Genomic DNA, 14,422 nt, shown 5'->3' with positions numbered 1-14,422 from the left:
ATGGCACCTGAACAAATGGCCGAAGGCCCCGAGGCCGGTGCCGCACTGCCGCCCCCGCGCCCGCTGGACGCCATCGATCAGGACATCCTGCGGATCCTCCAGTCGGACGGCCGGGCGTCGATACGGTCCGTCGCCGAACGCGTCCACGTCTCGCGCGCCAACGCCTACGCCCGTATCAACCGCCTCATAGAGGACGGTGTCATCCGCGGCTTCGGCGCCCGTGTCGACCACGAACGGGCAGGTCAGGGCACATCGGCGTACATCACCCTGACAATCGTGCAGAACTCCTGGCGCACGGTACGCGAGCAGTTGCGCGAGCTGCCCGGGGCCTCCCACATCGCGCTGGTGGGCGGCGATTTCGACGTGCTGCTCCTGGTGCACACGCCGGACAACAGGGCGCTGCGCGAGCTGGTGCTCACCCGGCTCCAGGCGATCCCGGAGGTGCTGAGCACACGCACGCTGCTGGTGTTCGAGGAGGAGGACCTGGAGCCGAGCGGCTGACGTCAGTCGCGGCGCAGCCCGGAGAAGACGAGGCGCACCACCGCGTCGGCCACCTCCCGCTCGGCGACGCCGCGCCCGTCGGGCCGGTACCACTCCACGATCGAGTTGATCATTCCGAAGACCAGCCGGGTCGCGAGCCGCACGTCCACGTCCTCGCGCACGTCGCCTTCGTCGGCGGCGGCCTTGAGCAGCGCGGCCACCCGGTGGTCGAAGTCGCGGCGCCGCTCCAGGGCCCAGCGCTCGGTGGCGGTGTTGCCGCGCACGCGCAGCAGCAGCGTCACATAGGGCAGCTCGGCTATGAGGACCTCGACCATGCGCCGTACGACGTACTCCAGGCGCTCCACGGCCCGCCCCACGCGCGCGTGCTCCTCGTCGAGGATGCCGAAGAGGCCGTCGAGCGCCCGGCTGACGGCACGCCGCAGCAGTTCCTCCTTGCCCGCGACGTGGTGGTAGATCGACGACTTGGAGATGCCGGCCGCCTTGGACAGGTGCTCCATCGACGTGCCGTCGTAGCCGCGCTCGTTGAACACCTGGACGGCCACGGAGAGCAGGGTCTCGGGAGTGTACGTGTCACGCCTGACGGTGGTCATGAGGTGCTGCCCTCCCGCTTGTCGGTGGCGTACGCGTGGCGGTAGAGCGCGAGGGACGGCGCGTAGCGGCCGGAGGGGTCGCGCAGGTGCAGGTCGTCCAGGAGGTCGTAGGCCCAGCTGCGGCCGAGCCTGCGGCTCCATTCGAAGGGGCCGAGGGGGTAGTTGACGCCGAGGCGCATCGCGGTGTCGATGTCCTCCTCGGTGGCGACGCCCTTGGCCACGGCGTCATGCGCGAGGTCGATGATCCGCGCCACCGTACGGGCGACGATCATGCCGGGCACGTCACCGATGACGCTGACGGTCTTGCCGAGCGCCTGGAAGAGGCCGATGGCCTCGGCGACGGTCTGCGGGGAGGTGTCCTGGGAGGCGGACAGGGCGATGCGGGTGGCGCTGCGGTAGTCCATCGCGAGGTCGAAGTAGACGACGTCCCGGAACTCCACCGAGGTCTGGCCGTCGGCGAGGGCCAGCTGGCCGCCGCCGGGCAGCACCAGGCGGCTGCCGTGGTCCTCGTCCTCCTGGCGGACCTGGATGCCGGCCTCGTGGATCAGCCCGAGGAGTTCGGCCGCCGGGCCCAGGTCGCCCTCGGCGACGACGTACGCGGGCGCCCGCCGCGGCTCGGCGGTGTGCGGCTCGGGACGCTCGGCGTCCGCGCCGTACTCGTACCAGCCGTGCCCCGACTTGCGGCCGAGCCGGCCGGACTCGACGAGCCGGCGCTGCGCGAGCGAGGGCGTGAAACGCACGTCCTGGAAGAACGACTGCCACACGGAGTGCGAGACGGACTCGTTGACGTCCTGGCCGATGAGATCGGTCAGCTCGAAGGCGCCCATCCGGAAGCCGCCGCACTCACGCAGGACGGCGTCGATGGTGGCGGGGTCGGCGGCCTGCGCCTCGTGGACCGCGAACGCCTCGGCGTAGAAGGGCCTGGCTATCCGGTTGACGATGAAGCCCGGGGTGTCCGCGCAGGCCACCGGAGTCTTGCCCCAGGCCCGCGCCATCTCGTACGCGCGCGTGGCGGAGGAGACGTCGGTGGCGAACCCGGAGACGACCTCGACCAGCGGCAGCAGCGGGGCCGGGTTGAAGAAGTGCAGGCCCACCAGGCGTCCGGGGGCACGCAGGGCGCCGCCGATGGCCGTCACCGACAGGGACGAGGTGTTGGTGGCGAGCAGGCAGTCCTCGGTGACGATGTTCTCCAGCTCGCGCAGCAGGTCCTGCTTGACGTCCAGGCGCTCCAGCACGGCCTCGACGATCAGCGCGCAGTCGGCGAGTTCGGCCGGGCTCTCGGCGGGCAGCAGCCGGGCCCGGGCCGCGTCCCGCTCGGCCCCGGTGAGCCGGTCCTTCTCGACGAGCCGGTCGAGGCGGGCACCGATCGCGGCGGCTGCTTCCCCGGCCCGCCCGGGGACGGCGTCGTACAGCCGTACCAGGTGGCCCGCGACCAGCGCGACCTGGGCGATGCCCTGACCCATGGTGCCGGTGCCGACGACGGCCACGGGGCTGCTGAGGTCGAGTCCTGTCATGTGCGCGATCCTCCCGCACGACGTTTTCCACAGATGCGGCGGACCCCCTTGTCCCGACCGATCGTTCGGTTACTCTAACCCTGACGGAGCGTCCCTGCCCATGTTTCCGCACAGGTCATGAGCTCGACGACGAGCTCTTGAGACGAGGAGTTGGTCCCGCATGGCCGCCCAACCGACCGAGCACGCACTGACCGCCAAGCACCGGCCCACCCTCGACCAGGCGCTGGAGGCCATCCGCACGCGCGCGTACTGGTCCCCGCACCCCGAGCACCCGAAGGCGTACGGCGAGCACGGCAGCCTGGACGCGGCCGCGGGCAAGGCCGCCTTCGACGCCGTCCGCGGCACCCGCCTCGACCTGGGCCAGCCCGGCACCGACGACTGGGTCGGCGGCGAGGTCTCGCCGTACGGCATCGAGCTGGGCGTGACCTACCCGCACCCGGACCTCGACACGCTGCTGCCCGCGATGAAGGCCGGTCAGCGCGCCTGGCGGGACGCGGGCCCCGAGACCCGCGCGGTGGTCTGCCTGGAGATCCTCGCGCGCATCAGCGCCCGGACCCACGAGTTCGCGCACGCGGTGATGCACACCAGCGGCCAGGCGTTCATGATGGCGTTCCAGGCGGGCGGCCCGCACGCCCAGGACCGCGGCCTGGAGGCGGTGGCGTACGCGTACGCGGAACAGGTCCGCACGCCCGGCACGGCCGAGTGGACCAAGCCCCAGGGCAAGCGCGACCCGCTCAAGCTGACCAAGCGGTTCACCCCGGTCCCGCGCGGCATCGCACTGGTCGTCGGCTGCAACACCTTCCCCACCTGGAACGGCTACCCGGGCCTGTTCGCCTCCCTCGCCACCGGCAACGCAGTCCTGGTGAAACCGCACCCGCGCGCGATGCTGCCGCTCGCGCTCACCGTGCGGGTCGCCCGCGAGGTGCTGGCCGAGGCGGGCTTCGACCCGAACCTGGTGGCACTGGCCGCCGAGCGCCCCGGCGAGGGCATCGCGAAGACCCTGGCCACCCGCCCGGAGATCAGGATCATCGACTACACGGGCTCCACCTCGTTCGGCGACTGGCTGGAGGCCAACGCCCGCCAGGCGCAGGTCTACACGGAGAAGGCCGGCGTCAACACGGTCCTCGTCGAGTCGACCGACGCCTACCGGGGCATGCTGTCCAACCTGGCGTTCTCACTGTCCCTGTACAGCGGCCAGATGTGCACCACCCCGCAGAACCTGCTCATCCCCCGGGACGGCATCCGCACCGACGAGGGCCCCAAGACCTTCGACGAGGTGGTCGCCGACCTCGCCCGCGCGGTCGACGGCCTGCTCGGCGACGACGCCCGCGCGAACGCCCTGCTCGGCGCCATCGTCAACCCCGACGTCAAGGCCCGCCTGGAGGCCGCCGCCGGACTCGGCGAGGTCGCCCTCGCCTCCCGCGAGATCGACAACCCCGACTTCCCGCAGGCGATCGTCCGCACGCCCGTGATCGTCAAGCTGGACGGCGCCAAGCCGGACGACGAGGCCGCCTACATGAGCGAGTGCTTCGGGCCCGTCTCCTTCGCCGTCGCCGTCGACTCGGCGGCCGACGCTGTCGAGTTGCTGCGGCGCACCATCCGCGACAAGGGCGCCATGACCGTCGGCGCGTACACGACCGACCCGGAGGTCGAGGAGGCCGTCCAGGAGGTCTGCCTGGAGGAGGCCGCCCAGCTGTCCTTCAACCTCACCGGCGGGGTGTACGTCAACCAGACCGCCGCCTTCTCCGATTTCCACGGCTCCGGCGGCAACCCGGCGGCCAACGCGGCACTGTGCGACGGCGCGTTCGTCGCGGGCCGCTTCCGGGTGGTGGAGGTGCGCCAGGAGGTCTGAGAGCCGTCGGGAGGCCCGAACCCCACTGGGCCGGAGCGGGTGCGCCCCACCTCGTAGGGGGAGGAGCGCTCGCGACCGGCCCCGGCCCCGGACCCGGACCCGACCGTGGCGGTGGCGGCAGCGGCAACGGCAGCGGCAGCGGCAGCGGCAGCGGCAGCGGCAGCGGGGACGGTCGCCGGCTCGGACGGAGCCCGCGCCTCCGGGCCTGACGCGCACGTGTGCCGACAGACACGCGTCCTGGCGTGCAGGGACCTTGCGGGCGGCGTAACGGCCCGTCCGGCGGTGCGCGCTCAGGCGGGCGGCGACGCGCCCCCGACGGCGCTCCAGTGGTACAGCGTCATCGCCACACTGGTGGCGAGGTTGTAACTGGAGACCTGGGGGCGCATCGGCAGGGCCAGCAACCGGTCGGCACGCGCGCGCAGTTCGGCGGACAGCCCGCTGCGCTCCGAGCCGAAGGCCAGCACGGCGTCGTCCGGCAGCTTCGTACCCCGGATGTCCTCGCCCTCGGGATCGAGGGCGAACAGCGGTCCGGGCGGCAGTTCCTCGACGGCCAGCCGCTCCACCACGGTCGCGAAGTGCAAGCCCGCACCGCCGCGTACGACGGTGGGATGCCAGGGGTCGAGGGTGCCGGTGGTGACGACCCCGGTGGCACCGAAACCGGCGGCGAGCCGGATCACGGCCCCCGTGTTGCCGAGGTTGCGCGGGTTGTCGAGCACCACGACGGGCGCCCGACGGGGTGTGCGGGCGAGCGTCCGCAGACCGGCCTCCCGGGACGGCCGTACGGCCAGGGCGGCGACCGCGGTCGGATGCGGACGCGGCACCAGTGACGCGTACGTCCCTTCCGGCACCTCGGCCAGCAGGGCGTCCAGCACCTCCCGCACGTCCGCGGCCAGCTCCTCGGCCAGCGTCAGCGCCGCCCGCCGGTCCGTGGTGACGGCCACCGGAACCTCGGCCCCGAAGCGCAGGGCGTGCTTGAGGGCGTGGAAGCCGTCGAGCAGCACGGCACCGCCGGCGCGCTCGCGCCACAGGGTCACGGGGTCGGTCATGCCGGGAAGCCTACGCGTGCGGGTATGGCGCCTTCGGGGGTGCGGGCCACGACGAGGGGAGGCAGGCGAGGCGGGATGGCCTGCACCGACAGGCAGCCCGCGGCGACTGGCGGCCGGTTACCACGGGTTGCCGGCTTCGACAGGGGGCGGCTACGACAGGGGGCCCGCGCCGACGGGCGACCGACTACGACAGGGGGCCGGCTACGGCTGGCGGCCCGCGCCGACGGGCGGCCGGCGTGCGCGTGAGGCCACGACGGTCCTGTCCGGTCCGGGCGCGGCCGCCGCCACCGGGCCCCGGCGGCCCGCTCCGATCCCTACGGCGACGGCGACCGCAACTGCGACTGCGGTTCCTGCTCCGAGGGGGACTGCGGCCTCGGTTCCGGTCCGGGGTCCGGTGCCGACTCCGACATCGATACCGGCACCGGCACCGATTCCGGTGCGGGCACCGATTCCGGTGCGGGCACCGATTCCGGTGCGGGCACCGATTCCGGTGCGGGCACCGGCTTGGCGCGGCCGGTGCCGCCAAACCGGACGAAGGGTACGCGTGCCACCCAGCCGCCGAGGCGGCGCAGGAACGACGTCGGCAGGAAGACCGAGTCCGCGGCGATCATCGCCAGCGAGAAGAACGGCAGCCCCAGGAGGACGGCGATCGCCAGGTGCTCGATCATCATCCCGACCAGGAGAACGTTCTTGACCCGCCGGTTGAACAGCGTGAACGGGAAGGCGACCTGCACCATGACCGTCCCGTACGTCACCAGCATGACCAGGACGCCGCTGACTGACAGCAGGTTGGCGAGGGCGGGCCAGGGCGAGAAGTAGTCGAGTTGCAGCGGGTAGTAGACCGCGGTGCCGTCCTGCCAGCGTGAGCCCTGGATCTTGTACCAGCCGGCCGTGGCATAGATCAGGCACGCCTCGACCATGATCACGAGCAGGGCGCCGTTGTGCACGATGCTGGCGATCACGTCCAGCAGGGTCCGGGACTCGGACGTCGGCCCGAACCGTCCCACCAGCCACCACAGCCCCAGCACCGCCCACACCGTCCACAGCAGCGCGGGCACCAGCCAGCCGGTGTCGAACCGGCCGCCCAGGGTCACGGCGGCCAGTACCAGGCCGAGACCCACCCACAGGACCGGTCCCAGCCGGTCGGTCACCCGCTCCCCACGCGCGCGTGCCGCACGTTCGCGCGCCACCCGCCGTGCGTCGAGGGACCACACCTGAGCGCAACGCGTGAACACCAGGTAGATGGCCATCAGGTGCAGCACGTTGTCGCCGCCGTCGCCGACGAAGACGCTGCGGTTCTGCAACGAGAGCACGCCGACCATGAACAGCACCGACGACGTGCGCGAGCGCCAGCCGAGCAGCAGGAGCACGCTGGAGACGACGGCGAGCAGGTAGCAGACCTCGAACCAGAGTTGCCCGTTCGACCACAGCAGCGCCGAGAAGGCGCCGTTGTCCGCGGTCAGCTGCTTGCCCAGGGACCAGCTCCAGGGGCCGTCGGGCCCGTACAGTTCCTGGCGGTGCGGGAACTCACGCAGCAGGAACAGCAGCCAGGTCGCCGAGAAGCCGATGCGGATGACGGCGGACTGGTAGGGGCCGAGCGAGGATCCGGTGACATGCGCGATCGCGCGCGAGACCGACGGCACGAGGCGGTTCACCGCACACCCCCCGCGGCCTCGTCGGTCGTGACCGTCCACCAGGGCAGTACGCGGTAGACGGGCTTGTCGGAGACTTGCTCGTCGCTCCACTCGGGCGGCGGCACGCTGGTGGTGCGCGAGCGGATCTGGATCATCTCTATGGACCCCGCGCGGCCCGCCGCGTCCTGCCGCTGCAGACGCAGCACCGCTATCCGCCGTACGTACTGCTCGGAGAGCGCGCCACGAAGTCCTACGGGACGGTTGTCGCCGTCGTGCGTGGCGACGAAGAAGTCCCAGGCCCTGCGGAGTTCGTTCTGCCGGGTGTGGCTGGGCAGCAGGTTGCCGTCGATCGCCCGGCCGTCCTGCGCGGACAGGTCGTACCAGCCGGTCGTCGCGGTGTCACCGTCGGCCGTGCGGGTCTCCGCACGGACCTCGACGGCGATGTTCTGCTGCAACGGGTTCGGCGCGAACAGCTTCCAGTTCTGCTCGAACTCCGGAAGGACCCAGTCCTGTATCGCCTCGCCGTGCTGCTTCGTCAGGGTGTTGGCGGGCGCGAGGCTCAGGAACACCATTCCGAGATGCACGCACGCGGCGAGGGCGACGATCGCGAGAGCCAGGGCGGCACCGATCTGGTACCGCGGGGAGAGCGCGGCCACTCCGGTGCGCGGGGCGGCCGGGGACGAGGAACTGTCGTCCGAGGAGACCGCGCCGGCTCCGAAGGAGGGCGCGCCAGCTCCGAAGGAGGGCGCGCCGTCCTCTCCGGGGGAGCCATCCGGTCGTCTCCCGCCCGGCGGCCCGTCCCACCCGGACCGCGGCCGCACCACGACCGCGCCTCCGGCATTTCCCACGGCACCGTCGACACGGTCCCCGGCCTGGGCTCCTTCGGCTCCGGCCCGGCCTCCTTCGGCTCCGGCTCGGGCTCCTTCGGCTTCGGCTCCGGCTCCGGTTCCGAAGTCCCCGGTCTCGGTCTCGGCCTCGGCCCTGAGGCTCCCGGCTCCGGCCTGCGCCTCGGCTTCGGCTTCGGCTTCGGGGCTGTACGACGCGGGGTCGCGGGGGCCGCCCGGACCTTCCGCCCGACGCGCCTCGCCCGACCCGTCCGGCCCCCGCTGGGCGTGCGAGTCCTTGTCGTACGCGTCCATTCCGCCCCGTTCCCCATCCCGCTTCGTCGTCCGGCCGTCGCCGCGGGTCACCGCGCCGCCCGGCGAACCCTACTTGCTCGGCGTTCGCACGGAACGGTACTCAGCTCCACCCATTCGGCGCAGCCCCGAGGCACAGCTCGCGGGCGTTGCCGTCGCCACTGCCACGTCCGTACCGGGCCAGTCGGCCCGGCACGGGACCGGGGCCGCCCCGCGCAGACCCACGGTCCTCGGTTGTCCACAGAGAGTTGTCCACAGGTTCTGGTCCACGGACCGCGGCATGCGCGTCGGCGTCGGCATGGGCGTCTGCGTGGACATGGGCGTGGGCGCGGGCGCGGCCGTGGGCGGAGTTGTCCACAGCGGTTGACACCTCACGGCGGCTCGCCCACCATGGAATCGCACGGACCGAACGATCGGTCGGTTCCGAATTTCCGAAAGAGCCCGAGGTCAGGGGGACCGCATGGCCACAGCAGCCGCCCAGGGCACAGCCCGCGCCGAGGCGTACGACAGCGAGGGCGCCGCCGACACGACGGTGTACGAGCGTGCCTTCGACGCCGCAGTGGCCGCGGACGAGCGCATCGAGCCCCGTGACTGGATGCCCGACGCCTATCGCGCGACGCTGGTCAGGCAGATCGCCCAGCACGCCCACTCCGAGATCATCGGCATGCAGCCCGAGGCCAACTGGATCACCCGCGCCCCTTCCCTGCGCCGCAAGGCCATCCTGATGGCCAAGGTCCAGGACGAGGCAGGCCACGGCCTGTACCTGTACAGCGCCGCCGAAACCCTCGGCACCGGCCGCGACGAACTGCTCGACAAGCTGCACACCGGCCGCCAGAAGTACTCCTCGATCTTCAACTACCCCACGCTGACCTGGGCGGACGTCGGCGCGATCGGCTGGCTGGTGGACGGCGCGGCGATCACCAACCAGGTGCCGCTGTGCCGCTGCTCCTACGGCCCTTACGCACGAGCGATGGTCCGCATCTGCAAGGAGGAGTCCTTCCACCAGCGCCAGGGATACGAACTGCTGATGGCCCTCAGCAACGGCACTCCCGAGCAGCACGCAATGGCGCAGGACGCGGTGGACCGCTGGTGGTGGCCGTCCCTGATGATGTTCGGCCCGCCCGACGACGCGTCCCAGCACTCGGCGCAGTCGATGGCCTGGAAGATCAAGCGCCATTCGAACGACGAGCTTCGGCAGCGCTTCGTCGACATCTGCGTCCCGCAGGCCGAATCCCTCGGCCTCACCCTCCCCGACCCGGACCTGCGGTGGAACAAGGAACGGGGGCACCACGACTTCGGCCCGATCGACTGGACGGAGTTCTGGGAGGTCCTCAAGGGCAACGGCCCGTGCAACGAACAACGGATCACCCAACGCCGCCAGGCACACGACGAAGGCGCGTGGGTACGGGAAGCGGCCGCGGCCCATGCCGCGAAGCACAGCGGCACGGCCGGGTCCGGCCGGAGCGGAGGAGCGCGGGCATGACGAACACCGACTGGCCCCTGTGGGAGGTCTTCGTACGCTCCCGCCGCGGGCTCTCCCACACCCACGCCGGCAGCCTGCACGCCCCGGACGCGGAACTGGCCCTGCGCAACGCCCGCGACCTGTACACCCGGCGCGGCGAGGGCGTCTCCATCTGGGTCGTCCCGGCAGCCGCGATCACCGCGTCCTCGCCCGACGAGAAGGACCCCTTCTTCGAACCCGCCGCGGACAAGCCCTACCGGCACCCCACCTTCTACGAGATCCCGGAGGGGGTGAAGCACCTGTGACCACCACCCAGCCCACGCCCACCGAGCCCACGCCCACCGAGTCCGCGCCGACCGCGACCACCGCACCCGGGCCCGGCCCGGCCACGCCCACGGCCGCCGCGCTCGCGCTCGGGGACGACGCCCTGGTGCTCTCGCACCGCCTGGGGGAGTGGGCGGGCCACGCGCCCGTCCTGGAGGAGGAGGTCGCACTCGCCAACATCGCACTCGACCTGCTCGGTCAGGCCCGCGTGCTGCTGTCGATGGCGGGCGACGAGGACGAACTCGCCTACCTGCGCGAGGAGCGCGCCTTCCGCAACCTCCAGTTGGTCGAACAGCCCAACGGCGACTTCGCCCACACCATCGTCCGCCAGCTGTACTTCTCCACCTACCAGCACCTGCTGTACACGGAACTGGCCGTCGGCGACGGTCCGTTCGCGCCCCTCGCCGCCAAGGCCGTCAAGGAGGTCGCCTACCACCGCGACCACGCCGAGCAGTGGACCGTGCGGCTCGGCGACGGCACCGAGGTCAGCCATGAGCGGATGACACGCGCATGCGATGCCCTGTGGCGGTTCACCGGGGAGATGTTCCAGCCGGTGGCGGGCCTGGACACCGACCGAACCGTCATGGAGGCGGCCTGGCTGGAGTCCGTCCAGGACGTGCTGCGCCGGGCCACCCTCACGGTCCCCGAGGGGCCGCGCACCGGCGCCTGGTCGGCGGGCGCGGGCCGGCAGGGCCTGCACACCGAGCCGTTCGGGCGGATGCTCGCCGAGATGCAGCACCTGCACCGCAGCCACCCGGGGGCATCATGGTGACGACGACGGCAACACCGCTGGAAGCGGAACTCCTCGACCTCGCGGGCTCGGTGCCCGACCCCGAACTGCCCGTGCTCACCCTCCGCGAGCTGGGCGTGGTACGCGCCGTGCACCTGCGGGGCACGGACGCCGTCGAGGTGGAGCTGACCCCCACCTACACCGGCTGTCCCGCCATGGAGACCATGTCCGTCGACATCGAGCGGATACTCCGCGACCACGGCATGCGCCAGGTCACCGTGCGCACAGTGCTCACGCCCGCCTGGTCGACCGACGACATCACGGAGGAAGGGCGGCGCAAGCTGCACGAGTCCGGCATCGCTCCCCCACGCGTGCGGCACGGCTCCGGTCCGGTACCACTCACCCTCGCCCCGACCCGGACACACACCGGCACATCGAAGGCACCACAAGCACCACAAGCACCGGAAACGCTGGAAACACCGGAGGACGCGAACTCAACCGCCACAGCCGACGCACCGGCCGCCATCCCTTGTCCGCACTGCGGATCGGCCGACACCGAACTGCTGAGCCGGTTCTCCTCCACCGCCTGCAAGGCGCTGCGCCGCTGCCTGGCCTGCCGTGAACCGTTCGACCACTTCAAGGAGTTGTGATGGCCCGCTTCCACCCGCTCCCGGTGGCCGCGGTCGACCGGCTCACCGACGACTCCGTGGCCCTCACCCTCGCCGTACCGCCAGGGCTGCGCGAGGAGTACCGGCACGCACCCGGCCAGCACCTCGCCCTGCGCCACCGGGCAGACGGGCTGGACATCCGGCGGACCTACTCGATCTGCTCCCCCGCTCCCGCACCCGGCGACGAAGGCCCGTCCACCCTGCGGGTCGGGGTGCGGCTGGTGGAGGGCGGCACCTTCTCGACGTACGCGCTGAAAGAAATCAACGTCGGCGACGAGCTGGAGGTGATGACCCCGGCCGGACGCTTCACCCTGGAACCGGCCCCGGGACTCTACGCGGCAGTCGTCGGCGGCAGCGGCATCACCCCGGTGCTGTCGATCGCCTCGACGCTGCTGGCACGTGAACCGAATGCCCGGTTCTGCCTGATACGCAGTGACCGTACGGCCGCCTCGACGATGTTCCTGGAGGAGGTCGCCGACCTGAAGGACAGCTATCCGCAGCGGATGCACCTGGTGACGGTGCTCTCACGGGAGGAGCAGCAGGCTGGCCTGCCCTCCGGGCGGCTGGACCGGGAGCGGCTGACAGGGCTGCTGCCCGCACTGCTGCCGGTGGACGCGGTTGCCGGATGGTTCCTGTGCGGTCCGTACGGGTTGGTGCAGGGCGCGGAGCGGGCGCTGCGCGATCTCGGAGTGGACCGGGCACGGATCCACGAGGAGATCTTCCACGTGGACGCGGCTCCGGCACCGAAGGTGACCGTCTCGGCCCCCGCTCACAGCACCGTGACCGCCCGGCTCGACGGACGCGGCGGAACCTGGCCGGTCCGGGACGGGGAGTCACTGCTGGAGACGGTGCTGCGCAACCGGCCCGACGCGCCCTACGCCTGCAAGGGCGGCGTGTGCGGGACCTGCCGGGCCTTCCTGGTCTCGGGCGAGGTCCGCATGGACCGCAACTTCGCCCTGGAGTCGGAGGAGACAGCGGCCGGATACGTGCTGGCCTGCCAGTCGCATCCGGTGACGGAAGAGGTGGAACTGGACTTCGACCGCTGACCGCCACGTCCCCACCACCGCCTGCCGTCCGGCCTTCCAGCCCGCCGAAGTGGACCGGACCGGTCACGCCAGCCGGCCACACCGGCCGGTGACGCTGACTGGTGGCCCGGACCAGCGGCCCGGACCGGCGACGGCGGCCACTGCCCGGCGAAGCTGCGCCCGGCACACCGGCACACCGGCGCACCGACGGACCGACGGACCGACGGACCGACGGCGGACCGTTCCCTTCTCCTAGAACCTGTTCTATCTTGACGATCCGTCAGATGAGCGGAGCCGCCGGGAGGACAGAACCGTGGACTTCACCTTCACCGAGGAACAACTGGCGGCGGCCGAAGCGGCCGCGGGGGTGTTCGCCGGGGTGGCGCCGGACGCGGTGCCGAGCCCCGCGCTCACCACGGGTGCCGTCGCCGAGGACTTCGACCGGCCACTGTGGACCCGGCTGGCCGAGGCGGACCTGCTGAGCCTGCTGCTCGACGCGGAGCACGACGGGGCGGGTCTGGACGCCATCGCCCTCTGCCTGGTGCTGCGGGAATCCGCGAAAGTGCTCGCGCGGGTACCCCTGTTGGAGAGCAGCGCCGCCGCCGCGGCCGTACAGATCTACGGTGGAAAGGAGTTGGCGGCCGAACTGCTGCCGCGGGCCGGACGCGGCGCCCTCGTCCTCACCGTCGCCGCAAGCGGGCGCAGCGGCCACGACCCGGCCGAACTGGCCGTCACCGCACGGCCGGACGGCGACGCATGGGTGCTGGACGGAGTGCAGACGGCGGTGTCATGGGCGTACGGCGCCGATCTCATTCTGGTCCCCGCGCACTCCGAGGCCGGCCGTACCGTCCTCGCGCTGGTCCCCCGCGATCACGACGGCGTCTCCCTCGCCGAGCAGTTCTCCACCAACGGAGAGCGGCTGGGCGAACTGCGCCTGGAAGCCACGCGGATCACGGCGCGCCACGTCATCGACACCGACGGGGCATGGGAGTGGCTGCGTGGGCTGCTGACCATCGGGACGTGTGCGCTCGCGCTCGGGCTGGGCGAGCGGGTCCTTGAGATGACCAGCACGTACGCGAGCAAGCGCGAGCAGTTCGGGCACCCGATCGCGACCTTCCAGGCCGTCGCCGTCCAGGCCGCCGACCGCTTCATCGACCTGCGTGCCATGGAGGCCACGCTGTGGCAGGCCGCCTGGCGGATCAGTTCCGGGGCACCGGGTCCGCTGCCCGTCACCGGGGACATCGCCGTGGCGAAGATCTGGGCGTCGGAAGGCGTCCGACGGGTGGTACAGACGGCACAGCACCTGCACGGCGGGTTCGGCGCCGACACCGACTACTCCCTGCACCGCTACCACGCCTGGGCCAAGCACCTGGAACTCTCGCTAGGCCCGGCGGCGGCACACGAGGAGGCGCTGGGCGACCTGCTGGCGGCGCATCCACTGAGCTGACGGGCCGCCCGCGCACACACCGCCCACGCCGTCTACAGCACGTGACCGGGCTGACACCCGTCGGTGACGACCGGGCGGCCGACGGCCTCCCAAACCTGCATGCCGCCGTCGACGTTCACGGCGTCGACGCCCTGCTGGACCAGATACATGGTGACCTGGGCCGAGCGCCCTCCGGAACGACAGATCACATGGACCCGGCCGTCCTGCGGGGCGGCCTCGGTCAGTTCCCCGTACCGGGCCACGAAGTCGCTGATGGGAATGTGCAGTGCTCCCTCGGCATGGCCCGCCTGCCACTCGTCGTCCTCGCGGACGTCCAGCAGGAAGTCGTCGCTCTTGAGGTCCGCGACCTCGACCGTGGGCACACCAGCTCCGAAACTCATGCCGCCGACGCTACCCGAAGGGCATCGCGGACCCGAAGTACACAGGGGGATTCCGAAGACCGTCGGGAATCACGATGGCCATCAGGAAGCACGTCCATCAGGGAGCACGAGCG

14 protein-coding genes are annotated in these 14,422 nt (G+C 71.8%); 8 read left to right on the top strand and 6 right to left on the bottom strand.

Features of this window, described 5'->3' with window-relative positions:
* Nucleotides 1-15: 15 nt before the first annotated feature.
* Nucleotides 16-501, top strand: a complete 486-nt coding sequence (locus ACFC09_RS10005) for an Lrp/AsnC family transcriptional regulator (RefSeq protein ID WP_376525642.1) — start codon at nucleotides 16-18, stop codon at nucleotides 499-501.
* Between the two features lie 2 nt (nucleotides 502-503).
* On the opposite strand, the gene ACFC09_RS10000 is transcribed toward ACFC09_RS10005, so the two are convergent.
* Nucleotides 504-1,091: a TetR/AcrR family transcriptional regulator gene (locus tag ACFC09_RS10000; protein WP_376525456.1), complete on the bottom strand. Its 588-nt coding sequence runs from the start codon at nucleotides 1,089-1,091 to the stop codon at nucleotides 504-506.
* A complete protein-coding gene (locus tag ACFC09_RS09995) occupies nucleotides 1,088-2,605 on the bottom strand; it encodes a 3-hydroxyacyl-CoA dehydrogenase (RefSeq protein WP_376525454.1) in 1,518 nt (505 codons plus the stop codon). Before ACFC09_RS09995 ends, ACFC09_RS10000 begins: the two co-directional genes overlap by 4 nt.
* A 160-nt stretch (nucleotides 2,606-2,765) precedes the next feature.
* Between ACFC09_RS09995 and paaN the strand changes: the two genes are divergently transcribed.
* The gene (paaN, locus tag ACFC09_RS09990; RefSeq protein ID WP_376525453.1) at nucleotides 2,766-4,457 is read left to right on the top strand and encodes a phenylacetic acid degradation protein PaaN; all 1,692 of its coding nucleotides are present in this window, start codon (nucleotides 2,766-2,768) and stop codon (nucleotides 4,455-4,457) included.
* Between the two features lie 290 nt (nucleotides 4,458-4,747).
* On the opposite strand, the gene ACFC09_RS09985 is transcribed toward paaN, so the two are convergent.
* The 3 genes from ACFC09_RS09985 to ACFC09_RS09975 all read right to left on the bottom strand — a co-directional run bounded on the left by ACFC09_RS09985 (nucleotide 4,748) and on the right by ACFC09_RS09975 (nucleotide 8,276).
* Nucleotides 4,748-5,503 carry a TrmH family RNA methyltransferase gene (locus ACFC09_RS09985; RefSeq protein WP_376525452.1) on the bottom strand — a complete coding sequence of 252 codons (756 nt, stop codon included), beginning with the start codon at nucleotides 5,501-5,503 and terminating at the stop codon, nucleotides 4,748-4,750.
* Nucleotides 5,504-5,817: 314 nt separating this feature from the next.
* A complete protein-coding gene (locus tag ACFC09_RS09980; RefSeq protein WP_376525450.1) occupies nucleotides 5,818-7,158 on the bottom strand; it encodes an HTTM domain-containing protein in 1,341 nt (446 codons plus the stop codon).
* Nucleotides 7,155-8,276 carry a DUF5819 family protein gene (locus ACFC09_RS09975; protein ID WP_376525449.1) on the bottom strand — a complete coding sequence of 374 codons (1,122 nt, stop codon included), beginning with the start codon at nucleotides 8,274-8,276 and terminating at the stop codon, nucleotides 7,155-7,157. The genes ACFC09_RS09980 and ACFC09_RS09975 overlap by 4 nt, the downstream gene beginning before the upstream one ends.
* A gap of 457 nt (nucleotides 8,277-8,733) precedes the next feature.
* Between ACFC09_RS09975 and paaA the strand changes: the two genes are divergently transcribed.
* The 6 genes from paaA (at nucleotide 8,734) to ACFC09_RS09945 (ending at nucleotide 13,929) form a co-directional block, all read left to right on the top strand.
* Complete coding sequence (gene paaA, locus ACFC09_RS09970; RefSeq protein ID WP_376525448.1) at nucleotides 8,734-9,756, top strand: 1,2-phenylacetyl-CoA epoxidase subunit PaaA; 1,023 nt, start codon at nucleotides 8,734-8,736, stop codon at nucleotides 9,754-9,756.
* Nucleotides 9,753-10,040: a 1,2-phenylacetyl-CoA epoxidase subunit PaaB gene (paaB, locus tag ACFC09_RS09965; protein WP_094218582.1), complete on the top strand. Its 288-nt coding sequence runs from the start codon at nucleotides 9,753-9,755 to the stop codon at nucleotides 10,038-10,040. Before paaA ends, paaB begins: the two co-directional genes overlap by 4 nt.
* Nucleotides 10,037-10,831 carry a 1,2-phenylacetyl-CoA epoxidase subunit PaaC gene (gene paaC, locus ACFC09_RS09960; protein WP_376525447.1) on the top strand — a complete coding sequence of 265 codons (795 nt, stop codon included), beginning with the start codon at nucleotides 10,037-10,039 and terminating at the stop codon, nucleotides 10,829-10,831. Before paaB ends, paaC begins: the two co-directional genes overlap by 4 nt.
* Nucleotides 10,825-11,439 carry a 1,2-phenylacetyl-CoA epoxidase subunit PaaD gene (paaD, locus tag ACFC09_RS09955; RefSeq protein WP_376525446.1) on the top strand — a complete coding sequence of 205 codons (615 nt, stop codon included), beginning with the start codon at nucleotides 10,825-10,827 and terminating at the stop codon, nucleotides 11,437-11,439. Before paaC ends, paaD begins: the two co-directional genes overlap by 7 nt.
* Nucleotides 11,439-12,503: a 2Fe-2S iron-sulfur cluster-binding protein gene (locus ACFC09_RS09950; RefSeq protein ID WP_376525445.1), complete on the top strand. Its 1,065-nt coding sequence runs from the start codon at nucleotides 11,439-11,441 to the stop codon at nucleotides 12,501-12,503. Before paaD ends, ACFC09_RS09950 begins: the two co-directional genes overlap by 1 nt.
* A 292-nt stretch (nucleotides 12,504-12,795) precedes the next feature.
* Complete coding sequence (locus ACFC09_RS09945) at nucleotides 12,796-13,929, top strand: acyl-CoA dehydrogenase family protein (protein ID WP_376525444.1); 1,134 nt, start codon at nucleotides 12,796-12,798, stop codon at nucleotides 13,927-13,929.
* Between the two features lie 32 nt (nucleotides 13,930-13,961).
* Here the strand turns inward: ACFC09_RS09945 and ACFC09_RS09940 are convergent, their stop codons facing one another.
* Nucleotides 13,962-14,291: a rhodanese-like domain-containing protein gene (locus ACFC09_RS09940; protein WP_376525640.1), complete on the bottom strand. Its 330-nt coding sequence runs from the start codon at nucleotides 14,289-14,291 to the stop codon at nucleotides 13,962-13,964.
* Between the last annotated feature and the right edge of the window lie 131 nt (nucleotides 14,292-14,422).

Origin of the sequence: Streptomyces sp. NPDC056161 (genome assembly GCF_042268025.1) — a bacterium.
GTDB lineage: Bacteria > Actinomycetota > Actinomycetes > Streptomycetales > Streptomycetaceae > Streptomyces.
This window is presented reverse-complemented; position numbering and strand designations above follow the sequence as displayed.